27 protein-coding genes and 1 pseudogene are annotated in these 24297 nt (G+C 68.0%); 15 read left to right on the top strand and 13 right to left on the bottom strand.

Annotated elements, in window-relative coordinates:
• Positions 1 to 3: 3 nt before the first annotated feature.
• Together BLS50_RS28680 and BLS50_RS28685 are read right to left on the bottom strand one after the other, a co-directional pair.
• Positions 4 to 330 (bottom strand): superinfection immunity protein, encoded by a 327-nt coding sequence (locus tag BLS50_RS28680; protein ID WP_006480800.1) that lies wholly within the window; start codon positions 328 to 330, stop codon positions 4 to 6.
• A 90-nt stretch (positions 331 to 420) separates the two neighbouring features.
• The gene (locus tag BLS50_RS28685; protein ID WP_074806026.1) at positions 421 to 840 is read right to left on the bottom strand and encodes a rhodanese-like domain-containing protein; all 420 of its coding nucleotides are present in this window, start codon (positions 838 to 840) and stop codon (positions 421 to 423) included.
• 114 nt (positions 841 to 954) lie between these two features.
• Here BLS50_RS28685 and ftrA point away from each other — a divergent pair, with 114 nt between their 5' ends.
• From ftrA to BLS50_RS28715, 7 genes and pseudogenes are all read left to right on the top strand, one after another.
• Positions 955 to 1917 carry a transcriptional regulator FtrA gene (gene ftrA / locus BLS50_RS28690; protein ID WP_027812733.1) on the top strand — a complete coding sequence of 321 codons (963 nt, stop codon included), beginning with the start codon at positions 955 to 957 and terminating at the stop codon, positions 1915 to 1917.
• 86 nt (positions 1918 to 2003) lie between these two features.
• Positions 2004 to 3074, top strand: coding sequence for an NAD(P)H-dependent flavin oxidoreductase (locus BLS50_RS28695; protein WP_074806029.1), 1071 nt, complete (start codon positions 2004 to 2006; stop codon positions 3072 to 3074).
• 78 nt (positions 3075 to 3152) lie between these two features.
• Positions 3153 to 4607, top strand: coding sequence for a M20 family metallopeptidase (locus tag BLS50_RS28700; protein ID WP_027812735.1), 1455 nt, complete (start codon positions 3153 to 3155; stop codon positions 4605 to 4607).
• A 60-nt stretch (positions 4608 to 4667) separates the two neighbouring features.
• On the top strand, positions 4668 to 5777 hold the full coding sequence (locus tag BLS50_RS28705) for a malate/lactate/ureidoglycolate dehydrogenase (protein ID WP_074806032.1): 1110 nt from the start codon (positions 4668 to 4670) through the stop codon (positions 5775 to 5777).
• Positions 5774 to 6037 (top strand): annotated as a pseudogene (locus BLS50_RS36435) (TfoX/Sxy family protein); the annotation flags it as partial. The gene BLS50_RS28705 and the pseudogene BLS50_RS36435, both read left to right, overlap by 4 nt.
• A 35-nt stretch (positions 6038 to 6072) precedes the next feature.
• Positions 6073 to 6423 carry a hypothetical protein gene (locus tag BLS50_RS36440; RefSeq protein ID WP_256334234.1) on the top strand — a complete coding sequence of 117 codons (351 nt, stop codon included), beginning with the start codon at positions 6073 to 6075 and terminating at the stop codon, positions 6421 to 6423.
• A 311-nt stretch (positions 6424 to 6734) separates the two neighbouring features.
• Positions 6735 to 7313: an NnrU family protein gene (locus BLS50_RS28715; RefSeq protein ID WP_011547246.1), complete on the top strand. Its 579-nt coding sequence runs from the start codon at positions 6735 to 6737 to the stop codon at positions 7311 to 7313.
• A gap of 33 nt (positions 7314 to 7346) precedes the next feature.
• On the opposite strand, the gene BLS50_RS28720 is transcribed toward BLS50_RS28715, so the two are convergent.
• From BLS50_RS28720 to BLS50_RS28740, 4 genes are all read right to left on the bottom strand, one after another.
• Entirely contained in the window at positions 7347 to 8726 is a 1380-nt protein-coding gene (locus BLS50_RS28720; protein ID WP_074806035.1) for an amino acid permease, read from the bottom strand.
• 289 nt (positions 8727 to 9015) lie between these two features.
• Positions 9016 to 9753, bottom strand: coding sequence for a sulfite exporter TauE/SafE family protein (locus tag BLS50_RS28730; RefSeq protein ID WP_027812739.1), 738 nt, complete (start codon positions 9751 to 9753; stop codon positions 9016 to 9018).
• Positions 9754 to 9873: 120 nt separating this feature from the next.
• Complete coding sequence (locus BLS50_RS28735) at positions 9874 to 10458, bottom strand: DUF488 domain-containing protein (protein WP_074806038.1); 585 nt, start codon at positions 10456 to 10458, stop codon at positions 9874 to 9876.
• Positions 10455 to 10682: a hypervirulence associated TUDOR domain-containing protein gene (locus BLS50_RS28740; RefSeq protein ID WP_012339655.1), complete on the bottom strand. Its 228-nt coding sequence runs from the start codon at positions 10680 to 10682 to the stop codon at positions 10455 to 10457. The genes BLS50_RS28735 and BLS50_RS28740 overlap by 4 nt, the downstream gene beginning before the upstream one ends.
• Positions 10683 to 10968: 286 nt before the next feature.
• Here BLS50_RS28740 and BLS50_RS28745 point away from each other — a divergent pair, with 286 nt between their 5' ends.
• The 3 genes from BLS50_RS28745 to BLS50_RS28755 all read left to right on the top strand — a co-directional run bounded on the left by BLS50_RS28745 (position 10969) and on the right by BLS50_RS28755 (position 14342).
• Positions 10969 to 12258 (top strand): NAD(P)/FAD-dependent oxidoreductase, encoded by a 1290-nt coding sequence (locus tag BLS50_RS28745; protein WP_074806040.1) that lies wholly within the window; start codon positions 10969 to 10971, stop codon positions 12256 to 12258.
• Positions 12259 to 12280: 22 nt separating this feature from the next.
• Positions 12281 to 12838: a helix-turn-helix domain-containing protein gene (locus BLS50_RS28750; RefSeq protein WP_074806043.1), complete on the top strand. Its 558-nt coding sequence runs from the start codon at positions 12281 to 12283 to the stop codon at positions 12836 to 12838.
• 157 nt (positions 12839 to 12995) lie between these two features.
• Positions 12996 to 14342: a glutamine synthetase family protein gene (locus tag BLS50_RS28755; RefSeq protein ID WP_074806046.1), complete on the top strand. Its 1347-nt coding sequence runs from the start codon at positions 12996 to 12998 to the stop codon at positions 14340 to 14342.
• Between the two features lie 25 nt (positions 14343 to 14367).
• On the opposite strand, the gene BLS50_RS28760 is transcribed toward BLS50_RS28755, so the two are convergent.
• The 6 genes from BLS50_RS28760 to BLS50_RS28785 form a co-directional block, all read right to left on the bottom strand.
• Entirely contained in the window at positions 14368 to 14895 is a 528-nt protein-coding gene (locus BLS50_RS28760) for a GNAT family N-acetyltransferase (protein WP_074806049.1), read from the bottom strand.
• Positions 14896 to 14945: 50 nt separating this feature from the next.
• Positions 14946 to 15527 carry a hypothetical protein gene (locus BLS50_RS28765; RefSeq protein WP_256334200.1) on the bottom strand — a complete coding sequence of 194 codons (582 nt, stop codon included), beginning with the start codon at positions 15525 to 15527 and terminating at the stop codon, positions 14946 to 14948.
• 61 nt (positions 15528 to 15588) lie between these two features.
• The gene (locus BLS50_RS28770) at positions 15589 to 15978 is read right to left on the bottom strand and encodes a lysozyme inhibitor LprI family protein (RefSeq protein ID WP_006480817.1); all 390 of its coding nucleotides are present in this window, start codon (positions 15976 to 15978) and stop codon (positions 15589 to 15591) included.
• 54 nt (positions 15979 to 16032) lie between these two features.
• On the bottom strand, positions 16033 to 16788 hold the full coding sequence (locus tag BLS50_RS28775) for an N-acetylmuramoyl-L-alanine amidase family protein (RefSeq protein WP_069231440.1): 756 nt from the start codon (positions 16786 to 16788) through the stop codon (positions 16033 to 16035).
• 124 nt (positions 16789 to 16912) lie between these two features.
• Entirely contained in the window at positions 16913 to 18532 is a 1620-nt protein-coding gene (locus BLS50_RS28780; RefSeq protein ID WP_074806055.1) for an FAD-dependent oxidoreductase, read from the bottom strand.
• Positions 18532 to 20046: a polyamine aminopropyltransferase gene (locus tag BLS50_RS28785; RefSeq protein WP_011547260.1), complete on the bottom strand. Its 1515-nt coding sequence runs from the start codon at positions 20044 to 20046 to the stop codon at positions 18532 to 18534. Before BLS50_RS28785 ends, BLS50_RS28780 begins: the two co-directional genes overlap by 1 nt.
• A gap of 121 nt (positions 20047 to 20167) precedes the next feature.
• Between BLS50_RS28785 and BLS50_RS28790 the strand changes: the two genes are divergently transcribed.
• Genes BLS50_RS28790 through speD form a run of 5 tightly spaced genes read left to right on the top strand, consistent with a single transcriptional unit; the run spans position 20168 to position 23675 of the window.
• Positions 20168 to 20554: a DUF350 domain-containing protein gene (locus BLS50_RS28790; RefSeq protein ID WP_006480820.1), complete on the top strand. Its 387-nt coding sequence runs from the start codon at positions 20168 to 20170 to the stop codon at positions 20552 to 20554.
• Positions 20555 to 20581: 27 nt separating this feature from the next.
• The gene (locus tag BLS50_RS28795; RefSeq protein WP_012339663.1) at positions 20582 to 21622 is read left to right on the top strand and encodes an SPFH domain-containing protein; all 1041 of its coding nucleotides are present in this window, start codon (positions 20582 to 20584) and stop codon (positions 21620 to 21622) included.
• 9 nt (positions 21623 to 21631) lie between these two features.
• Positions 21632 to 23149 (top strand): DUF4178 domain-containing protein, encoded by a 1518-nt coding sequence (locus BLS50_RS28800; protein WP_074806058.1) that lies wholly within the window; start codon positions 21632 to 21634, stop codon positions 23147 to 23149.
• On the top strand, positions 23146 to 23295 hold the full coding sequence (locus tag BLS50_RS36095) for a hypothetical protein (RefSeq protein ID WP_153489189.1): 150 nt from the start codon (positions 23146 to 23148) through the stop codon (positions 23293 to 23295). Before BLS50_RS28800 ends, BLS50_RS36095 begins: the two co-directional genes overlap by 4 nt.
• The gene (gene speD / locus BLS50_RS28805) at positions 23292 to 23675 is read left to right on the top strand and encodes an adenosylmethionine decarboxylase (RefSeq protein WP_074806061.1); all 384 of its coding nucleotides are present in this window, start codon (positions 23292 to 23294) and stop codon (positions 23673 to 23675) included. The genes BLS50_RS36095 and speD overlap by 4 nt, the downstream gene beginning before the upstream one ends.
• Before the next feature lie 121 nt (positions 23676 to 23796).
• Here speD and BLS50_RS28810 read toward each other — a convergent pair whose 3' ends face one another.
• A complete protein-coding gene (locus BLS50_RS28810; protein WP_011547264.1) occupies positions 23797 to 24249 on the bottom strand; it encodes an SRPBCC family protein in 453 nt (150 codons plus the stop codon).
• Positions 24250 to 24297 lie beyond the last annotated feature (48 nt).

Below are 24297 nucleotides of genomic sequence, written 5' to 3' on the forward strand. Positions count from 1 at the left end.
GACTTAACGGCAGCCTTGCTTTTCCGCCCATTGCTCCTGGGCGGCGACGCGGCGCTGCACGCGTTCGACGAGGCCGGTCGAGAAGGTCCGCATGCTGACGCCGCGGCGCTTTGCCAGGATCGTTTGCGCGACGTCGGTGCGCGGGTTCGGCTGGCACGCCCAGTACAGCGTCATCAGCCAGCCGATGCCCGTCCACGCGAACAGCGCGTTGAACATCGCGATCGTCAGCTTGTCGTGCCGGCCGCGCCGGTCGGCAATGACGGCCGGCAGGAAATAGAGCGCGATCGCCGCGACTGAACCGGCCACTTGAATCAGGACTGCATCATGCATGGTGCTGCTCCGTCCGAACTGCAATGAGGCTGATTGTCGCGCTTTTTCCGTTTGTGTGCCGGCAATTGATTGTTGCGCTTTTGGTGACGATCAGGCGGCTTCGGCGTCCGCCGGCTGCACGTCGTTGCTCAGCGCGAAACCTTCGTCGAGCCAGCCCGTCACGCCGCCGATCATCAGCTTGACCGGTCGGCCGAGGCGCGCGAGCCGGATCGCCGCGCGCGCGGCGCCGTTGCAGTGCGGCCCCGCGCAGTAGACGACGAACAACGTGTCGGCCGCGTAACCGGCGAGCTTGCTTTCGATGATCTTGCGGTGCGGCAGGTTGCGCGCGCCGGGCACGTGGCCGGCGGCGAACAGGCCCGGCCCGCGCACGTCGAGCAGCACGAAATCGGGCGCACCGGACGCGAAGGCGTCGTGCACGTCCCAGCAATCGGTCTCGAAGCGCAGCGAGGCCTCAAAATGCGCGAGGGCGGCGGGGCTGTCGGCGGCGGGGACGTCGGTGACATGGGACATGGTCGGGCTCTCCTGGTTGAGCGGGCACGGAACGCGCCGCAATGAAGGGCAGTATCGCGGTTCGGCCCGTTTCGCGGCAGTGGCGCGATCGACAAGTTCCGGTAACATCGCGCCATGCACAATCATCTCGTCGTCGCGCTCGCCTACGATCGCCTCTGCACGTTCGAATTCGGCTGCGTGGTCGAAGTGTTCGCACTCGAGCGCCCTGAACTCGGCGTCGACTGGTATCGCTTCGCGGTCTGCGCGAGCGAGCCGGGGCCCGTGCGCGCGGCGGGCGGCATTACCGTTGCCGCGCCTTACCGGCTCGCGACGCTCGATCGCGCGGACACCATCGTGATTCCCGGCTGGCGCGATCCGGACGAACTGCCGCCCGAGCCGTTGCTGAAGAAGCTGCGGGCCGCGCATCGGCGCGGTGCGCGGCTCTGCTCGATCTGTTCGGGCGTGTTCGTGCTGGCGGCGGCCGGCGTGCTCGACGGCCTCACCGTGACGACGCACTGGCGGTATGCGGAACGCCTGCAGGCGCGTTATCCGGCGCTGCGCGTGAATCCCGATGCGCTGTACGTGGACGAAGGGCAGATCGTCACGTCGGCCGGCTCGGCGGCGGGGCTCGACATGCTGCTGCATCTGGTGCGCCGCGATCATGGCGGCGCGATCGCCAACCGCGTCGCGCAGCGCCTCGTGCTGCCGCCGCATCGCGACGGCGGACAGGCGCAGTTCGTGCCGCGTCCGGTCGCACCGGGCGGCACCGACCGGCTCGCGAAGCTGATCGACTGGATGCGCGCGCATGCGGCCGAGCCGCACACGCTGGCCTCGCTCGCCGCGCAGGCCGCGATGAGCACGCGCACGCTGCAGCGGCAGTTCGCGGATGCAACGGGAATGTCGCCGCTCGCGTGGCTGATCCGCGAACGCGTGAACGTCGCGAAGGACATGCTCGAAGCGCAGCCCGCGTTGCCGCTTGCGCAGGTCGCGGCGCGCGCGGGGTTCGGTTCCGAGGAATCGCTGCGCCGGCATTTCCGGCGCGTCGCGGCGACGAGCCCGGCCGCGTACCGGCGCGGGATGGATCGCGGCGGCACGTAGCGGGCGCGCTCGGTGCGGCCGCTCGTGCGCGACGATGAAAAACACCACCCATGTGGCGAGGGCCACTCATACTAAAAGGGATTCCGATGACGATGCTGCCTTCCCGTTTGCCGTTGATCCAGGCCCCGATGGTCGGCTCGCTGAGCCCGCTCGCGATTGCCGTGTGCGAAGCCGGCGGGCTCGGTTCGCTCGCGTGCGCGGCGCTCGGCCCGCAGCAGTTGCGCGACGAGATCGCGGCGATCCGTGCGCGCACGGCCGCGCCGTTCAACGTGAATTTCTTCTGCCACGCGCCGCCCGCGCCCGATGCCGAGGTCGATGCGCGCTGGCGCGCCGCGCTCGCCGGCTACTACGCGGAAGCCGGGCTCGACCCGGCCGACGTGAAAGGCGGCCCCGGCCGCGCGCCGTTCGACGATGCGACGTGCGCGGTCGTAGAGGAACTGCGGCCGGCCGTCGTGAGTTTCCATTTCGGACTGCCGGACGACACGCTGCTTGACCGCGTGCGTCGCACGGGCGCGCAGGTGGTGTCGTCCGCGACGACCGTCGAGGAGGCGCGCTGGCTCGATGCGCGCGGCGTCGACGCGATCGTCGCGCAGGGAGCGGAGGCCGGCGGCCATCGCGGGATGTTCCTGACCGACGATATCCACGCGCAGCCGGGCCTGTTCGCGTTGCTGCCGCAGATCGTCGATGCCGTACGCGCGCCGGTGATCGCGGCCGGTGCGATCGCCGACGGGCGCGGCATTGCGGCCGCGTTCGCGCTCGGCGCCCGCGCGGTGCAGATCGGCACCGGCTATCTGCTGACGCCGCAGGCCGGTCGTTCGGCCCAGCATCGTGCGGCCGTGCGCGCCGCCCGCGACGACGGTACGCGCATCACCAACCTGTATACGGGCCGTCCCGCACGCGGGCTGTTGACGCGCTTCATGCGCGAACAGGGGCCGATGAGTGCGCTCGCGCCCGCGTTTCCGCTCGCGACGGCTGCGGTCGATCCGCTGCGCGGCGCGTTCGAGCGGCAGGGCCGCGACGATTTCTCGCTGCTGTGGTCGGGCGAGGCCGCGGCGCTTGCGCGCGAAGAGGATGCGGGTGAGCTCACGCGACGCCTGTGGCGCGACGCGCTCGCCTGCGCGGCCGGGCTGCGCGACGCGTTTCCGAACGCTGGCTGAACGGCCAGGAGGGGGCGCTGGCGAGGGAGCATCGGCGTATGATCTGGGTTTTCGTCAGCCCGATCCAGGCACCCCACCATGACTTCCGTCGACACTACCCCCGTCCTCGACCATGACAAGCTCGTTACCTTCATCGAGCGCAAGTGGAACGATGAAATCCTCCACGCGCTGACCGACTACATCGCCATCCCCGCGAAGAGCCCCGCATTCGACCCCGACTGGGCGAAGCGCGGCTATCTCGAACGCGTCGTCACCGACGCCGCGCAGTGGGCCGAGCGGCAACCCGTGAAGGGCCTGAAGCTCGAAATCGTGCGCCTGCCGGGCCGTACGCCGGTGATCTTCTTCGAGACGCCGGCCACGCGCTCGGGCAGCACCGATACGATCCTGCTGTACGGCCACCTCGACAAGCAGCCCGAATTCGACGGCTGGCGCGCGGACCTCGGCCCGTGGACGCCGAAGTTCGAGAACGGCAAGCTGTACGGCCGCGGCGGCGCGGACGATGGCTATGCGATCTACGCGAGCCTCGCGGCGCTCGGCGCGCTCGACGAGCAGGGCATCGAGCGGCCGCGCTGCGTCGGCCTGATCGAGACCTGCGAGGAGTCGGGCAGCTACGACCTGCTGCCGTACGTCGACGCGTTGCGCGACCGGCTCGGGCAGGTCTCGCTCGTCGTGTGCCTCGATTCGGGCGCCGGCAACTATGACCAGATGTGGCTCACCACGTCGCTGCGCGGCCTCGTGTCCGGCGATCTGCAGGTCGAGGTGCTGGAAGAAGGCATCCATTCGGGCGTGTACGGCGGCATCGCGCCGTCGAGCTTCCGCGTGATGCGCCAGTTGTTCGAGCGCCTCGAGGACGCGAAGAACGGCAACCTGCTGCCGGGCGCGTTCCATTGCGAGATTCCGTCGAGCCGCGTGCGCGAAGCCGAGGCGGCCGCCGCGATCCTCGGCGACACGGTATGGAAGGGGCTGCCCTGGGCGTGCGGCCAGGACGGCAAGCCCGTGCTGCCGACCACGACCGACCCGCGCGAGGCGCTGCTGAATTCGACGTGGCGTCCGTCGTTGTCGGTCACCGGCGCGGCCGGCATGCCGGCGCTCGCCGATGCGGGCAACGTGCTGCGTCCGCGCACGGCGTTCAAGCTGTCGCTGCGGCTGCCGCCGCTCGTCGATGCCGCGCAGGCCGTGCAGCAGCTGAAGGAATTGCTCGAACTCGATCCGCCGTACAACGCGAAGGTCACGTTCAAGCCGGACGCCGGCGCCGCGACGGGCTGGAGCGCGCCGGATCTCGCGCCGTGGCTCGCGTCGTCGCTCGACGCCGCATCGCGCCGCCACTTCGGCGCCGATTGCGCGTACATGGGCCTCGGCGGCACGATCCCGCTGATGAACGTGCTTCAGGAAGGCTTTCCCGCCGCGCAATTCATGGTGTGCGGCGTGCTCGGGCCGAAGTCGAACGCGCACGGCCCGAACGAGTTCCTGCACGTGCCGTACGCGAAGAAGCTCACGGCGGCGGTGGCCGACGTGATCGCGACCGCGCGCTGATCGTCGCAGCATCGGACGTACCGATTGCCCGACCCGAACCGACTGGATGGAGTGTTGCCGATGACCGCACTGCCGACGCCCGATACCGCACCGCTGTGCATGCGCGCCGAACCGCTGCATGCGTTCGTCGCGGCACTCTGGGAACGGGCCGGCAGTAACCCGCGCGAAGCGACGCTCGTCGCCGATCACCTGGTCGGTGCGAATCTCGCGGGCCACGATTCGCACGGGATCGGGATGATCCCGAATTACGTCGCGTCGTGGCGGGAAGGGCAGTTGCAGCTGAACGGGCACGCGTCGATCGTGCGCGACGGCGGCGCGGTGCTGACGATCGACGGCGGCCGCGGCTTCGGCCAGGTGATCGCGTTCGAGGCGATGGTCGAAGGCGTCGAGCGCGCGCGGCGCATGGGGATCTGCGCGATCGGGCTGCGCGACGTCCATCACCTCGGCCGCATCGGGCACTGGGCCGAGCAGTGCGCGCGCGCGGGGCTCGTGTCGTTCCATTTCGTCAACGTGCCGGGCGACCTGCTGGTCGCGCCGCTGCACGGCGCCGATCCGCGTTTCGGCACGAATCCGTTCTGCGCCGCGTATCCGCGCGCGGGCAAGCCGCCGCTGCTGCTCGATTTCGCGACGAGCGCGATCGCGTACGGCAAGACGCGGGTCGCGTACAACCAGGGCAAGCGCGTGCCGGCCGGGTCGCTGATCGACCATCGCGGCGAGCCGACCGACGATCCGGCCGTGATGCACGAGCAGCCGTTCGGCGCGTTGCTGCCGTTCGGGCTGCACAAGGGGTATGCGCTCGCGGCGATGTGCGAGATCTTCGGCGGCGCGCTGGTGGGCGGGCATACGACGTACGGCGATACGCTGCAGAAGACGAGCGCGATCGTCAACGGGATGCTGTCGGTGCTGATCGATCCGAACGCGTTCGACGCGGCCGACGCCGAACGCGAAGCCGATGCGTTCGTCGCGTGGGCGAAGGCGTCGCCGCAGGCCGGCGATACGCCGGTGCAAGTGCCCGGCGAGCCGGAAGAGGCGAGCCGCGCCGCACGCGGCACGGCCGGTATTCCGGTCGACCGTGCGACGTGGCGGCAGATTCGCGAGAGCGCGGCGGCCGTCGGTTTCGATGCGGCCGAACTCGATGCGTGGACGCGGCGCTGCGAGGCACCCGCATGAGCTGGCAGGCGGAGAAGGCGCACGGCGAGGAAATCGCGTATCAGCTTGCGCCGCTCGGTACGGTCGCCGTCGTACGGTTCTTCAGCGGCGCGGCGTTGCGGCTCGACGGCGTGATGTTCGGCTTCATGTCGCGCGGGTCGCTATTCCTGCGGGTGGATGACGTGAATCGCCCGGCGTTCGTCGCGGCGGGGATGGGGCCGTTCTCGTATGCGCGGCCCACGCGTACCGTCTCGCTCGAGGGCTATTACGAAACGCCGGCCGACGTGCTCGAGGACGCGGGTGCGCTGTTCGACTGGTGCCGCAGCGCGTATCGCGCGGCGCTGCTGGCCGGGCCGCCGAAGCGCAAGGCGAGGGCGGCGTCGAAGACGGTATCCGGGGCGGGGCCGAAAGCCGCGCCGAAAACTGCAGTGAAGGCTGCGCCGAAACCGGCGTCGAAATCGGCGTCGAACCCGGCAACGAAACCGGCAACGAAACCCCCATCGAAACCGGCAACGAAGCCTGCAACAAAACCGGCAACGAAACCCGCGTCGGCCCAGAAAACGAAGCAGGCGGCGAAATCCACATCGAAACCGGCGTCGGCGCAGAAATCGAAACCGGCATCGAAATCATCGCCCGCACCGGCACCGAAACGCGTGGCGAAGCGTAAGCAGACGTAGTGCTGACCGCGCGGCGCGACGACCTCGCGATTTCGCTTTCCTTACTTTCAGACTGACCTGTCGCGGCAGACCAGCACACCGTGCGGGGGACTTGCCCGCGTGATCCGGCGCCCGAACGCATCGAGCTTGACGCCCCGCACGTCCTGCATGCTTCACAACCGCGCCGCCGGCGTTTATGATCGGCGCGGGTTGCGCCCGTGCCTCGCGCGACCCGCGCCGGCCTCGTCGCCGGCCCCGCGAACGGCGCACCGTACGCCGCGCGGCACGCTTCCCCACTCATCATTCCAGACGGAGACAGCCGATGCTCGTCCTGATTCTCGGTTTAGCGATCTTCCTCGGTGTGCACTCGATCCGGATCGTCGCCGACGGCTGGCGGTCCGCGACGATCGAGCGGATCGGCGAGAAGGGCTGGAAGGGCGGTTATGCGATCGCGTCGATCGTCGGCTTCGTGCTGATCATCTGGGGGTACGGGATCGCCCGCGCGGGCGCGACGCTGCTGTGGGTGTCGCCGGTCGGCGTGCGCCACCTGACGGGCATGCTGACCGCGGTCGCGTTCGTGCTGATCGCCGCGTCGTACGTGCCGCGCAACCGGATCAAGACGCTCGTCGGGCATCCCATGCTGGCCGGCACGATGGTCTGGGCGGTCGCGCACCTGCTCGTGAACGGCACCGTGCACGCGGTCGTGCTGTTCGGCGCGTTCTTCGTGTGGTCGATCGTCGATTTCGTCGTGTCGCGTGCGAGGGATCGCCGCGACGGTGTCCGCTATCCGGCCGGCGGGCTGGCCGGCGACGTCGCGACTGTCGTGGCTGGACTCGTCGCGTGGGCCGTGTTCGCGCGGTTCCTGCACGGCCCGCTGATCGGCGTGCGGCCGTTCGGCTGAACGGAACGCGCACGCCGGTCGGCCTGCCGCCGGTCAACGACCCTTCGCGCCGGCGGCCTGCCCGAACGACGGTTGCCTGCGCCGCAGGAAGTACGCCGCGACGATCGCGAGCGCCGTCAGGACCGTGAACCAGAACTGGAAGCGCGAATCCGGGTTGAACGCCTGCGACCCCAGCACGGCCACCAGCGCCAGCAGCGCGACCCAGTTCGACACCGGATAGAACCACGCGCGGAACGCCGTCGGGTCGCGTTGCTCGTGCTTCGTCTGCCGACGCATCGCGAAGTGCGCGACGATGATGAAGATCCACACGATCATCACGAACGCGCCGCTGCTCTTCGCGAGCATCAGGAACAGATCGCCGCCGCTCACGAAGTGAATGCCCAGGATCGACACGCAGATGGCGAGGCACAGCACGAGCGCGTTCATCGGCACGCCCTTCGCGTTGGTGCGGCCGAACATCGCCGGCGCGTGGCCGCGCTGGCTCAGCGAGAACAGCATGCGCGAGTTCGAGAACAGGAACGAGTTCATCACCGACATGAACGACACGAACAGCACGATCTTCATCGCGACGGCGGCGCCCGTGAAGCCCGCCATGCCGAACAGCGACACGTACGGCGATTTCAGGTTGACCTTGTCGGTCCACGGCATGCACAGGATCAGGATCGACACCGAGCCGACGTAGAACACCATCACGCGCACGATCACGCTCTTGATCGCGCGGATCACGTTCCTGCTCGGGTTTTCCGATTCGCCCGCGGCCACCGCCGCGATCTCGCTGCCGCCGAGCGAGAAGATCACGACCATCACGCCGGCGAGCACGGGCGAGACGCCGTTCGGCATGAAGCCGCCGTGATCGGTCAGGTTCACGAGCCCCGGTGCGGGAATGCGCGGCTGGAAGCCGAGCAGGATCGACGCGCCGAGCGCCATGAACACGATGATCGTCGCGACCTTCGCGAACGACAGCCAGTATTCGGCTTCGCCGAACGAGCGCACCGAGTACGCGTTGCTCGCGATCAGCGTGACCAGCATGAACAGCGCGCCGCCCCAGACCGGCAGCCACGGCAGGAAATCGTGGAGGATCGCACCGAGCAGGATCGCTTCGACGGTGATCGTCATCATCGACTTGAACCAGTACAGCCAGCCGACCGCGAAGCCGGCCCATTCGCCGAGGTAGCTGCTCGCATACGTGGAGAACGAGCCGCTGTCGGGATTGCGGGACGCCATTTCGCCGAGCATGAACATGACCAGCGTGACGATCACGCCGCCGATCAGGTACGACAGGATTGCCGCGGGGCCGGCCGTTGCGATGATCGCGCCGGAGCCGACGAACAGGCCCGCGCCGATCACGCCGCCGAGCGCGATCATCGTGATGTGCCGTTGCTTGAGGCTCTGCCTCAACGTGTTGTCCTGCATCTCCTACCTCTAGTTATTGTTGGCCGGGAACGTATCGGGCGGCACGACGGCAGGCGTTCCGCCGCCGCGGGCGCGCCGATGTCGAGGGAGCGTGTGTGACGCGATGTGCGGGCCGCCGGCGGTGAGTCGGGATGGCGGCCGCGATGTGCCGATCGGTGCCCGCGAGAGGGCACCGATCGCGACAACCCGGATTGTGGTCGGACGTGGCCGCGACGGCAAACGAGATATGCGAAAGACGTCTTGCGGTTTGCTCATCAATTGCCGCGGTCGCGGCAGGATGAGCGTGGGTTCAGATCGGTTTGACGAACAACCCGATGGTCAGCAGCGCGCCGATGCAGACGATCGCGATGCGCAGCACGCGTTCGTTCACGCGATGCAGCGCCCACGCGCCGAGCAGGCCGCCGACGATTGCGCCGCCGCCGAGCGCGATCGCCTCACGCCAGTGCAGGTGCGGCGAGGTGACGAACAGCACGACTGCCGACGCGTTCATCACGCCCGCGAGCGCGTTCTTGGTCGACATCGCGTGACGCGGCGGCAGGCCGGCCATCGTCAGCGCGGCCATCATCAGGAACCCGATGCCGCCGCCGAAGTAGCCGCCGTAGATCGCGATCAGGAACTGCGAGACCCCGGCCGCGACCGGGCCGAGATGTTGCGCGCCGGCACCCGGCTTGCGGAAGAAACTGCCCCACGCGAACACGATCGTCGCGAACAGCACGAGCCACGGCACCAGATGCGAGAAGATCGACGACGGCGTTTTCAGCAGCAGCAGGCCGCCGAGCGCGCCGCCGGCCACGCTGATCGCGAACAGGGCGCGAAACGGCAGCCTGCCCACGCCGCTCACCATGTTGCGACTTGCCCAGCCCGTCGTGACCTGGCCGGGGAACAGGGCGACCGTCGACGTGATGTTGGCCGCGAGCGGGGACATCCCCGACACGATCAGTGCGGGCAGCGTGACGAACGAACCGCCGCCGGCGAGGGCGTTCTGCAGGCCGGCCCAGAGGCCGGCGACGATGATGAGAGCGAGCATCGGTGCGCAACGGAAGAGGTGGCGGGGCCCGCTTGCCGGACGAGCGCGGGCGGGGTGGCCGCACGATGGTAATGCAGGATCGCGGTCGCCGGAAGCCGGTGCGCACACGGGTGCGTGACGTCACGCGTCCGGTTGGGCACCTTTGGCCGGTGCGGCGTCGTCGTGATCGTCGTCGACATTCGGATAGACGATCGTGCCGTCGTCCCGGACCACCGCGCCGGCGGTCAGGCGCGCGGGCTCCACGCGGTTGCGGCCCATGATGTGCAGCACCGTTTCGCCGCGCGCGATCAGATAGTCGGACACGATGCGCCGGTGGCAGCGCCACCACACGGCTTCCGAGCACATGATTGCGCAGCGCTGCCCGTGCCCCTGGGCGATCAGTTGGTCGAGTCCCGCGTGAAACGCCGGCGACAGCGCGTAATCCGCGTAGCGGTGAAAGCTGCGGTTCGTCCAGAAATCGTTGACGTCGTCGGGTACGACGCGCGACTTGCCGCGCAGGCCGCCGAGTTTGGCGATGTGTTCGTACGCGATGTCGGCGGCGGCGAGCGCATCGGGCAGCGTCGCTTCGTTGAATTGCGGGTTGGTGCGCGAACGCGTCATCTTGCGGATGTCCGCGAGCAACGTGATCTCGACCGCATCGAGCAGGTCGACGAATTCGTCGAGCGTGCGGTTCGAATGGCCGATCGTGTAGAACGGGAGCGTCATGCGTCGTCCTTGCCGGCAATGCGTTCGAGCACGCGGCCGCGATGCGCGGCGACGTGGTCGGTCCGGTCGCTCTTGATCTCGTACTGCGGATCGTCGGGCGACGCGCGATGGCGATGCCCCTTGTAGTCGAAGTCGGCGGTGTGGATCGCGATGATTGTGCCGGTCACGTAGCCGGCTTCGGAATTCCAGCGGACGTGGTCGCCCAGCCTGAATGGCGTGGTCATGCCGCGGTGCCTCCTTGTGTCGATGTGCGGTGGGTTGGCCCTCGCGGCTTTGGCAGTGCGCGCCGGGAAGCCGGCCGCGAGGGAGAACGTGCATGGATTCATTATCGGCCGCGACCGCACACGGTAAAAGACACGGACGGTGGCGGGGCGACCCGGGGCTGCATGTGCAATCGGTGAGCCTTTCATTTCAATGACGACACGGGCGTCGATCCTCCCGCTTGCCCACGTGAAATTGTCATGCTAGTTTTTCATGAAATTTCTCGGCGTAATTTTCACGGGAGTCCGCATGTTCGTGCAGTCCGACCGTCACGTCGCCAGCTACTACGCCGGCACCTACCCGGCGCCGATCCCGCTTCGGCCGACGCTGGACAAGCGCGTCGACGCCGACGTGCTGGTCGTCGGCGCGGGCTTCAGCGGGCTGCATACGGCACTGCGGCTTGCGCTGGCCGGCAAGCGCGTCGTCATGCTCGAGGCGAGCCGCGTCGCGTGGGCCGCATCGGGCCGCAACGGTGGACAGGCGCTGCTCGGCTGGTCGTGCGACATGCAGCCGCTCGAGGATGCGCTCGGCCGCGACGGCGCGCGCCTGCTGTGGGACAGCATGCGGTGGGCGGCGGCCGAGGTGCGCGAACTGCCGGCGCGGCACGGTTTCGACATCGACTACCGGCCCGGCAGCCTGTGGGCCGCGGTGCGCCCGCGGCGCGTCGCGATGCTGGCGCACGCGCGCGACGAGGCGGCCGAACGCTGGGGCTATGATCGGCTGCGCATGATCGAGCGCGACGAGATGCCCGAATGGATCGGCGGCACGCGCTATCTCGCGGCGCTCCACGATCCGGAGGCCGGCCACCTGAACCCGCTGAAGCTCGCGCTCGGTCTCGCACGGACGATCGAGTGCGCGGGCGGCCGCATCTTCGAACAGAGTCGCGTGCTCGACTGGCGCGAGACGGCCAGCGGCTACGTCGCCCGCACGGCGCGTGGCGAAGTGCGCGCGGACGTGCTGGTGCTCGCCTGCAATGCATACGTCGACCGGCTCGACCGCGACCTTGCGTGCCGGCTGCTGCCGGTCGGCACGTACCAGGTCGCAACGGCGCCGCTCGCGCCCGACGTCGCGCGTGCGCTGCTGCCGCGCAACAGTTGCGTGATCGACAACCAGTTCGTGCCGGACTACTTCCGCCTGAGCCCCGACAACCGGCTGCTGTTCGGCGGCGGCTGCACGTATCTCGGCGGCATCCCGGCCGATATCGCGGCGGCGACGCGCCCGCACCTCGAACGCGTGTTTCCGCAACTGGCCGGCGTGCCGCTCGATTACGCGTGGGGCGGTCACATCGACATCAGCATGCGCCGCACGCCGGACATCGGCCGCCACGGACAGCGCTTCTGGCTGCAGGGCTTTTCGGGGCACGGCGTGCTGCCGACGCTCGCCGGCGCGCGTGCGGTGGCCGACGCCGTGCTCGGCGACGCACGCCTGCTCACGCAGTACCAGCGCATCCGCAACCCGCGCTTTCCCGGCGGCGACCGGCTGGCCGCGCCGCTCGAAGCGATCGGCAAGGCCTGGTACCGTCTGCGCGATATCGTTTGATTGCATCGGAATCCATCACATCATGAATGAACAGGAAGAGATAGAAAGTCTGGCGATCCTGATCCGCGACCTGCGCAAGCATCGCAAGGTCACGCTGAACGATCTCGCCGAACGGATCGGCCGCTCGGTCGGCTTTCTGTCGCAGGTCGAGCGCGGGCTGTCGCGCCCGACGGTCGCGGATCTCACCGCGATCGGCGAGGCGCTCGGCGTGCCGACCACGTATTTCTACAGTCTGAGCAAGCCGCGCAGCGTGCCGTGGGTCACGCGGCCCGACGAGCGGCGCACCGTGTATTACGCGGCCGGCATTACCGACATCCTCGTGTCGCCGAACATGCGTTCGCGCTTCTCGATCCTCGAAAGCCATCTCGAGCCGGGTGCCAGCAGCGGAGAGCGGCCGGTCGACGACAGCGACGAGCAGGGCGGCTTCGTGCTCGAAGGAGAACTGACGATCTGGATCGACGGCGACGACACACCGGTCACGCTCGGTCCGAACGATGCATTCCAGCTTCCCGCGCACAAGCGGTTCCGTTACGCGAACCTGACCGACGCGCCGACACGCGTGATCTGGGTATTCACCTGAGTTGAGTGGTCGGCGGGGCGGGCTGGAGTGCTGGTCGCTTCGTCACGTAGCCTGTTTGCAGTACTGATCGACATGCGGCATGCGTTGCCCCGTGCGTCGCATGAATCCGGTTCGCCGCGCCGCGGCACCGCCATACAAGACATGGAAAGGATGAGACATGGCTGACGTCGTTCCCGCGCTGGTCAGTGAAGTCCGCGCATTCCGGCAGGCGCACCCCGAGATCCGTTATGTCGACCTGATCTGCCTCGACCTGCCCGGGCACTTCTACGGCAAGCGCTATCCGATCGATGCGCTCGAAAAGGTCGCGGCGGGTTCGCTGCTGAAGCTGCCGCAGAACTGCATCCTGCTCGGCACGCAGGGCGGCCTCTACAAGATCGGCGACTACTGTTTCAACGACGGCGACCCGGACGCCGTGCGCAGGCTGATTCCCGGTACGCTGAAGCCGGTGACCTGGGAGAAGCAGCCGCTCGGCCAGATGCTGATCACGACCGACGGCACCGATTCACCGGTCGAATTCGAGCCGCGCGAGGTGCTCGCGCGGGTGCTGAAGCGGCTCGCGCGGCGCGGCATCCGGCCGGTCGTCGCGTTCGAGCTCGAGTTCTACCTGTTCGACGCACAGCTCGACGAGGGGATGCCGAAGTATCCGCGCGACCGCCTGTCCGACGATCGCGACGATCAGCCGAACATGCATATCGAGCGGCTGTCGCGTTTCTCCGACGTGCTGCACGAGATGGTTGACGTCGCGTGCGCGCAGGGGATCGATGCGACCGTGATCACGGCCGAGCTCGGGCCCGGCCAGTTCGAGATCAATTTCGGCCATTGCGATGACGGGCTGCGCGCGGCCGACTGGTCGGCGATGTTCTGCCGCAGCACGCGCGGCGTCGCGCTGCAGCACGGCTATCGCGCGAGCTTCATGGGCAAGCCGTACCTGCATGCGCCGGGCAGCGGGATGCACGTGCACGTGAGCCTGTACGACGATGCAGGGAACAACCTGCTCGCGGCGGACGGGCAGCGGCCGCTGCGGCATGCGGTGGCCGGCTGCCTCGCGCTGCTGCCGCATTGCATGCCCGTGTTCGCGCCGAATCACAATGCGTTCCGCCGTTACGGATCGATGGTGAACGCGGCGAGTCGCGCAAGCTGGGGCTTCGAGGATCGCGACGCGTGTATCCGCATTCCCGAGTCGGACGCGCGCAACCTGCGGATCGAGCATCGGCTCGCGAGCGCCGATGCGAACCCGTACCTTGTGCTCGCAGCAATTCTGTCGGGGATGGAGCACGGGCTCGATGCCAAGAGCGAACCGATCGCGCCGCTCAACGACGATCGCGGCAGCGGCATCGATTTTCCGAAGGAGATGCTGTCGGCGGTCGCCGCGATGCAGGATCACCCGGCCGTGCGCGAAAGGCTCGGCAGCGAGTTCGTGATGGTGTATTGCGAGAACAAGCGGCAGGAGGAGCTGGATTTTCGCAACGAGATCGGCGCGCGGGAGTATCGGTGGTTTCTGTGATTGCCGCGCGTGTTGAAGATGCCGGTCAGGGAAGTGCGCGCCAGTAGCGCACTTCCCTGACCGGCGTACCGTCGATCTCGAAGGTCTTGATGTCGGCTTCGGCGACGAAACCTTCGCGTTCGTAGAACATCCTCGCTCGACGGTTTTTGGCGAGCACCCACAGCGACACCCACGCATGACCCACGTCGTGCAGCGCTCGGCATGCATGGTCGACCAGCCGCGCGCCGATCCCTTGCCCGCAATGCGACGGGTGCAGATAGATCGCTTCGATTTCGCCCCACGCACCGTCCTTGTCGGCGTCGCGCGTCGGCCCGTACGCGATCCAGCCGGTCGGTGCGTGGTTCGCGAAGGCGAGCGCGACGTGCGGTCGTCCCGCGTCGAGCGCCTCGCGCCACGCGGCCGTGCGTTTTTCGACCGACAGGTCGGCGAGGAACTGCGCCGGCATGATGTCCATGTAGGTGGCTTGCCACGACGCGACGTGGATGCCGGCGATGGCCGGTGCATCGGCGGAGGTGGCCGCGCGGATGTCGATCGTCGTCGTGTTCGGTGCCATGTGCCTCCCGTGTGGCCGGTTGCCTTATGCCGCGCTGCTGCCCGCCGGATTCACGCCGCCGGACCCAGACTAGCTTCGATGGCGAAACGGTAGTGGATGTCCACGTGCGATGCGTCGCCCGGTGCATCGGTTTTCTTCAACACGAACTCGAACGCGGGTTCGAACCAGCCGTCGCGTGCGATTTCTCCGCCGAGGATCTCGACGTCGTACCAGCCGTTGTCGATTTCAATGACGGGCCGGCTCGGTTCGCGATAGCGCGCAAGCAGCGCATTCACCGTGTCGTCGGTGAAACGTTCGAGAATGCGCCACGTGTAGAGCATCACCGCACGATGCTCGACGCGCAATACGTATCCGCCGCGCCGATGCTGCAGACGACTGCCTGCTTTCAGCAATTCAGGCGTGTCGTCGTCCAGCGTGAAGATGACCGTATACGGATGATTCTCGATGCCGGCCAGCGGAATGACGATGCCTTCCAGCACCGCGTGGTCGCCGCTGTCGCCGGTCGTGAACGCCGACGCGACGTCGTCCGGCAGCCCGTGTTCGTCCTTGTAGCGTTTCAGCAGCAGAAGATCGCCGACGAGAAAGTAGTCGATCAGATCGTTGAGGACTTCGGAGAATTCATGCCGCATCATCGTTCCTTTCGAGCAGCGTGCCGTGCCGCGACGTGCTTCGCGGCACGGCACGCGTGGCGACTTACTCGCCGAGCTTCGACGTCACGCAGCCGGTGCTCGAGCATTCGCGCTCGCGTTCGCGCAGGAACGACAGCCGCGACTGCGTCATGTCGTTCGCGCACTGGATATCGACGAGGTAGCTGCTGCCGCGCGTTTCGCTGCACTGCGCGTCGCGCTGTTTCAGCCATGCGAGCTGGCCGGCCTTCAGCGTCGCCTGCTGGTCGCCGCTCAGTTGCTTGCGCAGCCGGCCGTATTCGTCGTTGAGATCGCGATCGGATTGCGAGAACTGCGTGCTCGTGCAATACACCTGGTCGAACGCGCTGCGCGGCTTTCCGCAACCGGCCGCGTGCGCGGCGAACGGAACGGCGAGCGCGAGCAACGCGCAGGATGCGAGCAGATTCTTTTTCTTCATGGTGAGGCTCCTGGCTGGGTGAAAACCGTTGAATCCGACGGGAAATGCCGTCGTTTATTGGGGCGTCGTACACGCGTCGATGCCGCTTGCGATCGCGGCGGACAGGCGCTGGATCGTCTCGCGCCGCGCGAGCCGCGCTTCTTCATCCGGATTGACGATCACGCCGGCTTCGACCAGCACGGCCGGAATCGGCGCGGTGCGCAGCACGACGAGATCGTCGAAGCGGTGGATGCCGAGTTGCGGGTCGATCAGCGGGCGATTCTCGCCGCGGATCGGCTGCGCGTGATACAGCGACGGCCGTTCGCCGGCCGCGACCAGCCGCTCGGCGATTGCCTTTGCGCAACGCAGGCTCTCCGCATAGTGAGGATTGCGCTCCGACACGAACACCGAGAAGCCGCGGAATTCACGCTGCCGGCCCGCGTCGATGAACTGCTGCTGCATCGAGTCGTGATGGATCGACACGAACAGGTTCGCATCGGGCGCCTGCGTCGAGCGCTGATCGAGCTTGATCTCGCGGCCGTCCGCCGACGTGCGCAGCACGCGGTCGCCGTGCGCGGCGAGTTTGTCGGCGACCGCGCCGGACAGATCTAGGTTGTACAGGTATTCGACGCGGCCGCTCGCGCCGGTGGAGCCCGGATGCGCGGGCGTATGGCCGGTGTCGACGACGATGTAGCGCCCGGACGCGGGCTCGGCAGCGGTCGTGGTGTCGGCCGCGTGCAGCGCCGGTGGCGCACCGAGCAGCGGGGCGCACGCGAGCACGCGCGCGGCGGCGCGCACGAGCGGAAGGCGTCGGAGGATTCGGTTCGTCATTGTTGTTGTCGAGAAGGGCGTACGGCGCGTCGAACGGCGCGCCACCGTCGGCCTGCTCAATGCAGTCGGAATGTCGCGCGATTATAGCGGGTGGCGGCGACGCCGCAATGACGCGCGACGGCTGTCAGGCGAGCACGCGATGCGCCGCCAGCATGCCCCAGTACGACGCTTCCTCGAACAGCGATAGCCCGGACAGGTCGGCATGCGCGAATACGACGGGGCCATCGGCATCGCGCAGTGCGAGCAGCCCCGGCCGGCTCAGGAAGCCGACGTCGGGCGTGGCCATCGCATGGCCGCGCACGGTGATCTCGAGCGCGGTTGCATGCTTCCACAGTTCGCGTCCGTACACGGCCTGCAGGTCGAGCGCCGCCTGTTCGCGCAATGCGTCGGGCTTCGCCTGCGCGAGCCAGCGGCGCGTATCGTCCGGCGTTTGCGTGCTCAATGCCTGATAGGCGGAAAACACCGAGCGCGTCGGCGGCGACATCCGGATCAACTGATGCGTCGACACGACGTAGCCGAGCCCCGCGCCGTCGTAGACGACGTTGTCCCACGCGAGCGGCACGCCCGCTTCCTCGGCTGGCATGCCGTCGAGCAGGAAGTTGGATACGAGCCACGGCGCGCGCGGCGGCAAGTCGCGCGCGGGTTCGAAACCGTACGCGGCAAGCTGCGGAAACACGCGCGCCGCGACGAACAGCGGCATCGCGCACACGACCCGGCGCGCCTTCAGCATGAACGTCGACAGCGTGCCGTCATGGCCGGCGCGTGCGCACAGCACGTCGACGCCACCTGCGCGTTCGGTCGCGCGCACCGCGAAGCCATCGCGCGACCACGCGTTCGAGCCGGTGCGCGCGGTGATCGAATCGCTCAGCTTCGTCACCATCGTGTGCAGCCCGTCGGGCCAGGTCAGCACCGCGCCGTCACTCGCATCGCCCGCATGACCGCCACGCGACGAGAAGTAGTGCAGGCCGGCCCAGGCGGAGACATGCTCGTAACCGGCGCCGTAATCGTCGCGGCAGCAGTAGTTCAGATACCAGTGCAGCGCCTTCGCGGTATAGCCTTCGTCGAGCAGCCACTGGCGGAACGAGCGCCGGTCGAGTGCGCGCCAGCGCGGGTCGCGCGACGATTCCGCGATCGGGATGCAGAACACCTTGCGGCCGTCGGCGCCGCGCGCGGTGCGCAGCCCGTCCGTGTACGCGAAGAAGCGCGCCTGCTGCGTGAGCGCGTCGGCGTCGAGGCCGGTGGTCGGCACGATGCCGTCCTGCCACTGCCCGCCGATGAACAGGCGTTCGTCCGGTGCGTGGACGAGTGCACGCTCGTCGTACACGGGGCGCCCGGAGAACGGCGCGGATTCGATCACGCCGAGATCGGCGAGCATGTCGCGCAGATGGGCGGATTCGAGCGACGGCAGCGGCAGATAGTGCGCGCCCTTCGGATAGCCGAGTTCGCCGAAGCGCCCGCCGGCCGCGTTGCCGCCGAATTCGGGGCCGGCGAGCACCGTGAAGCGCGTATGGCCCGCGCGCGCGAGCTGCCATGCGCACGACAGCCCGGCCGCGCCGGCGCCGAGGATCGCGACATCCGTCTCGATCGTGCCGGACGGCGCGGGCAGCGCGGCATGGTCGCGCAGCGCATGGCCTTCGCGCATGCCGGGGTAGCCGACCTGCGGCGTCGTCTCGATCCAGCCGGTGCGGCCGCATGCGGCGAGCGACGCGGCTGCCGACGCGACGAGGAACGTGCGGCGATCCATCAGCGCAGCACGTGCTTCCAGTCGTCGTCGAAGCGGCGCACGAGCGGCTGGTCGTTGAGTTCGTTCGGCGACATCGACAGCGCCGGCATGTCGGCCGGGAAGTGGAACATCTCGGCGGCCGTTTGCGCATCGAGCCAGCGCGTCGGCACCGAGTAATGCGTCGGCACCGTGAAGTCGCGGCGCTTGCCGGCGATCACGAAGCCCCAGTCGCCGAACGACGGCACGTAGCAGTGGTACGGCCACGTGTTGAGCCCGGCTTCGTGCAGCGTCGCGATGATGGTCCAGTACGCGTGCGGCGCGAAATACGGCGACGTCGACTGGATCACCGTGTAACCGTTCTCCGACAGGTGGCGCGCCAGCAGCCGGAACACCGGCACCGAATACAGGCGGCCGAGCCCGAAGTTGGTCGGATCGGGGAAGTCGACGACGATCGCGTCGTACACGTCGGCATTCGATTCGAGCCAGCGCACTGCGTCGTCGTTGATCACGTGCACGCGTGGGTCCTTCAGCGCGCCCTGGTTCAGCTTGACGAGCGGTGCCGACGTCGAGAACAGCTTCGTCATCGCCGGATCGAGATCGACGAGCGTGATCTGCTCGAGGTTGCGGTGCTTGAGCAGTTCGCGCACCGCGAGGCCGTCGCCGCCGCCCAGCACGAGCACGCGCTTCGCCCACGGCAGTGCCTCGATCGCCGGATGGATCAGCGCCTCGTGATAGCGGTGCTCGTCGCGCGACGAGAATTGCAGGTTGCCGTTCAGGTACAGCCGCATGTCGTCGTGCCACTGCGTGAGCACGATGCGCTGGTACGGCGTCGTTTCCGAATAGATCGTCTCATCGCCGTACACGCCGTGTTCGGCCCAGTGCGTGATGCGATCCGACAGCGCGAACCCGGCAACCAGCAGCCCGATCACGAGCGACGCACGCATCAGCTTGCCGCGCACGTTGCGAATCTCGTCGCGGAACAGGTGGGTCGTCCACAATGCGACGAATGCGTTCAGGAGACCAAACAGGAAGCTCGTACGCAGCAGGCCGAGGCGCGGCGCGAGCACCAGCGGGAAGATCAGCGACACGGCCAGCGAGCCGAGATAGTCGAAGGTCAGCACCTCGCTGACGGTATGGCGGAACGCCTGTCGCCGCTGCTGGAACGCGCGCATCACGAGCGGGATTTCCATCCCGATCAGCAGGCCGAGCGCGAGCACCAGTGCGTAAAGCGCCGCGCGAAACGGTGCGGCGAGCCATGCGAACACCACGAACAGGAGCGCTGCCGACACGCCGCCGAGCAGGCCGACGAGCAGCTCGATGTCGACGAAGCGGTCGAGCACGTCGTCGTCCTCGACGAACTTCGCGAGCCACGAGCCGATTCCCATCGCGAACAGGTAGCAGCCGATCACCGACGAGAACTGCAGGATCGAGTCGCCGAGCAGATAGCTCGACAGCGCGCTACTGATCAGTTCGTAGCCGAGCCCGCACGACGCGAGCACGAGAATCGACAGGACGAGCGCACGCTTATGCAGCATCGCGCATCCGTTGTGCAGTGTTCGGCAATGTGGATATACTGGCGCGGATTTTCGTCTGGCGGCCCTGTGCGGGCCGGCCGGCGACGGGGCGGCGAACCGAGCACAAAATCCGAGGAAAAGAATGAATAGTGCCTATCTTTATGCGGTTCATTTACTGTCGGCGTTCGTGCTGCTTCTCGTGTTCGCGGCAGTGTACCTGAAGGTCACCCCGTTCGACGAACTGGCGCTGATCCGCGACGGCAACGCGGCCGCGACGCTGTCGTTCGGCGGCGCATTGATCGGTTTCTGCCTGACGCTCGCATCCAGCATCGCGCACAACTCGACGCTCGGCGAAGTCGTGATCTGGGCCGTCGGCGCGATGATCGTGCAACTGATCACCTATGCGGTGCTGACGCGCGTGATGCCCGGCATGAATCATGCGATCGAGGATCGCAACGTCGCGATGGGCGGCCTGATGGGCACCGCGTCGCTCGTCGTCGGCATCATCAATGCCGCCTGCCTGACCTGACGCACCACGCGTTTCGAGGAGACCGACATGAGTCTGGGTTCATTCATCCGCAAGCAGTTCATCGACGTCCTGCAATGGACGGAAGACACCGACGGCGTGCTGGCCTGGCGCTATCCGATGGAAGACCAGGAAATCCAGTACGGCGGCAAGCTGACCGTGCGCGAAACCCAGGTCGCGATCTTCGTCAACGAGGGCAAGGTCGCCGACGTGTTCCAGCCGGGGCTCTACACGCTGGAAACGCGCACGCTGCCGGTACTCACGAACCTGAAGAACTGGGACAAATTCTTTCAGTCGCCTTTCAAGTCCGACGTCTACTTCTTCAGCACGCGGCTGCAGCTGGGCCGGCGCTGGGGCACCGCGCAGCCGGTGACGATCCGCGACCGCGAATTCGGCTTCGTGCAACTGCGCGCGTTCGGTATCTATTCATATCGGATCGTCGATGCGGCTGCGTTCCACCGCGAGGTAAGCGGCACGCGCGCGGCATACACGGTCGACGATCTCGAGCAGCAATTGCGCAATCTGGTCGTCACGGCGATGAGCACGACGTTCGGCTCGGCCGACGTGCCGTTCGTCGACATGGCCGCGAACCAGTCGCTGCTGTCGCAGCGCGTCGCCGAGGCATTGGTGCCGGTGTTTACGCGTTACGGGCTGGCGCTCGACGCGTTCGCGGTCGAGAGCGTGTCGCTGCCGGCCGAGCTGCAAAAGGCGCTCGACCTGCGGATCGGTGCCGGGATGGCCGGCGATCTCGCGCGCGCCACGCAATACCAGACCGCGCAGGCGATTCCGCTCGCCGCGCAAAACCCGGGCGGCATCGCCGGGGTCGGCGCGGGGCTCGCCGCGGGCGCGGCGATCGGGCAGGCGATGGCCGGCCAGATCGCGGGCGCCGCGCAACCGGCGCAGGCCGCTCCGCCCACGCCCGTTGCCGCGCCGGTGGCCGCTGCAGCGGCCGAGAGCACCGATTACGTGCAGCGGCTCGAGCAGCTGAAGGCGCTGTTCGACAAGGGCCTCGTGACCGAAGACGAATATTCCCGCGCGAAGGCCGAGATCCTCGCGAAGCTCACCCGGTAAGCGGCACGCATGTTCCGTACCTCGTGCCCCCAGTGCGGCGCGCCGGTCGAGTTTCGCTCGGCCGCGGCGGTGATGGCCGTCTGCGCGTTCTGCCGTAGTACGTTGCTCAAGCGCGGCGCCGAGGTCGAGCGCATCGGCGAACTGGCCACGGTACTCGACGATGCTTCGCCGATCCAGATCGGCACGGCCGGGCGCTACGACAAGCGTGCGTTCACGGTGCTCGGCCGCATCCAGATGACCTACGACGCCGGCGCGTGGAGCGAGTGGTACGTCGTGTTCGACGACGGCGCGTTCGGCTGGCTGTCGGATGCGTCGGGCCAGTACGCGATCACGGTGCGCGAATCCGACGATGCGTCGGGTACCGCGTGGCCCGCATTCGATACGCTCGAACCGGGCATGCGGATCGACCACGGCGGCCGCGCGTATCTGGTGTCGGACGTGCGCACCGCGCGCTGCACGGGCGGCGACGGCGAGCTGCCGTTCCGCGTCGATGCCGGCTGGGAGGCGCGCGTCGCCGACCTGCGCACGGGCAATGCATTCGCGACCTACGACTATTCCGACGCCGGGTCGAACGGCGGCAGCCCGGCCGTCTATGCGGGCGAGGCGCTGGAATTCGACGCGCTCGCGTTCACGGGGCTGCGCGACATCGAAAACGATACGCGCGACAAGCGCGGCGCGGAGCTGGTGCCGTTCGCGTGCCCGAGCTGCGGCGCGCCGCTGTCGTATGCGCCGAACGTGGCCGACTACGTCGTGTGCGGCAGTTGCCACGCGGGCGTGCAGTGCACGGCCGAGCAGCAGACCGTGTTCGCGGCCCGGCGCAAGCTCGAATCGGTGAAGGGCGCGCTCGAACTCGGCGCGATCGGCACGTTCGACGGCGTGAAGTACACGGTGATCGGCATGATGCGCTGCCGCGTGCCGGGCGACGACGAGACATGGGACGAATACCTGCTGCTGAACCCGAAGCGCGGCTTCCTGTGGCTCGTACAGAGCGAAGGGCGCTGGGAACGCGTGCAGGTGCTCGACCACTGGCCGACGATCGGCAGCGAATCCGGCAACGTGACCGACGGCGGCAAGACTTACCGGCTGCGTGAGGAATACGAATCGGAGGTCGTCTACGTGGTCGGGGCATTCAACTGGCGCGTGCAGGCGGGCGATCGCACGTCGATCATCGACTACGGCTGGCAGAAGGACAAGCTGACGCGCGAGCGCAGTGACGCGGAGATCGTCTGGTCGCGTGCGCGACCGCTGTCGGGCGGCGCGCTCGCCGAACGCTTCGGCACGCCGGCGCTGGCCGCGGCCACGACGGCCGCCACGGGCGCGACCGAATCGATGGGGTTGTTCGGCAGCAAGGGGCCGCACAGTTTCGCGCCGCTGCCGTTCATGTTCAGCGCGTTGCTCGTGATCTTCAACCTCGGTTCGCTGTTCTCGTTCACCGGCCGCTCCGTCTACGTGCTGGTCGGCCTGCTGGTGCTGTGGCTGCCGGAATGGCTGTGGAAGCGATTTGCGTCGGACGGGGGCAACGCGTGATCCGGTACATCCTCTACGGCGTCTACGGCCTGATCGTCGTCACGTTGTTCAGCTGCGCGTCGATCGGCGGCAGTGGTTCGGGCGGTGGCGGGTGGGGCAGCTCGTCGGCGCGCAGTGGCTACTCGTCGTACGGGTCGCACAAATGACCGCGTGCGACGGGATCGCGCCGCCGTGCGCGACGCTCGGCTCGCACGTGCTGGCCGACCTGGCGGGCATCGATGCGGCGCTGCTGCGCGACGCCGCGCGGCTCGAGGCGATCCTCACCGATGCGGCGCAACGGGCCGGCGCGCGCGTGATCGGCGCGCATTTCCATCATTTCGGCGGCGAGCATGGCGTGACGGGTGTCGTACTGCTGGCGGAGTCGCACATCACGATCCATACGTGGCCCGAGCATCGCTTCGCGGCCGTCGATGCGTTCATGTGCGGCGCGGCGCGCGCGGCCGATGCGGTCGATGCGATCGCGGCGGCGCTCGGCACGCATGCGCAGGTTCGGCAGCAGGTGACGCGCGGCAGTGCGCTGGCCTGAGCCAGGATGCCGCCTGCCGTGCATCGGCCACGGCGGGTCGTCGGGATGGCGGCCGCCGGTCGTTTCCCCGGCTCGGTGAATCCGGCAAATAGCGGGCGGCGCGGCCGCCGGCGCATGCCGGTCAGCGCGGCAGCGCTTCGGCTTCGGCCCAGCGCTTGAACGAATCGAGACGCCGACGCGTCTGCACGAGATAGAACGCGCCGATCAGCGGTTCGAGCAGCCAGCGCAGCCACGACGGCTGCGCGCGAAAGTGGTACGTGAACTTCACCTCGGTCGACCCGGGCGTGTGCTCGACGAAGTTCCAGCTGCCGCTGAAGCGTTCGAGCACTTTCGGGCCTTCGACCATTTCGACGGCGGCGACCTGCGGCGGACGGTATGAAATGTAGCGCGACACCATCGTCGCGCCCGACTGGCTGCGGCAGAACGCGTCGACGCCGACATCGGCGGTCGTGCCGTCGAGCAGATAGGCGTCGCTGAGGAAGTTGTCCCACACGAGCCGCCGTCCGTAGTCCTGCGACCACGTGAACAGGCGCCTGCGGTCGACGCCGACGGTCCGGCTGACTGAGATCCTCATGAGGGTGGGCGGCGCGGATTGGGATGAAATCGAGTGTACCGCGCCAAT

This window comes from Burkholderia orbicola (genome assembly GCF_900100915.1).
Classification (GTDB): Bacteria; Pseudomonadota; Gammaproteobacteria; order Burkholderiales; family Burkholderiaceae; genus Burkholderia; species Burkholderia orbicola.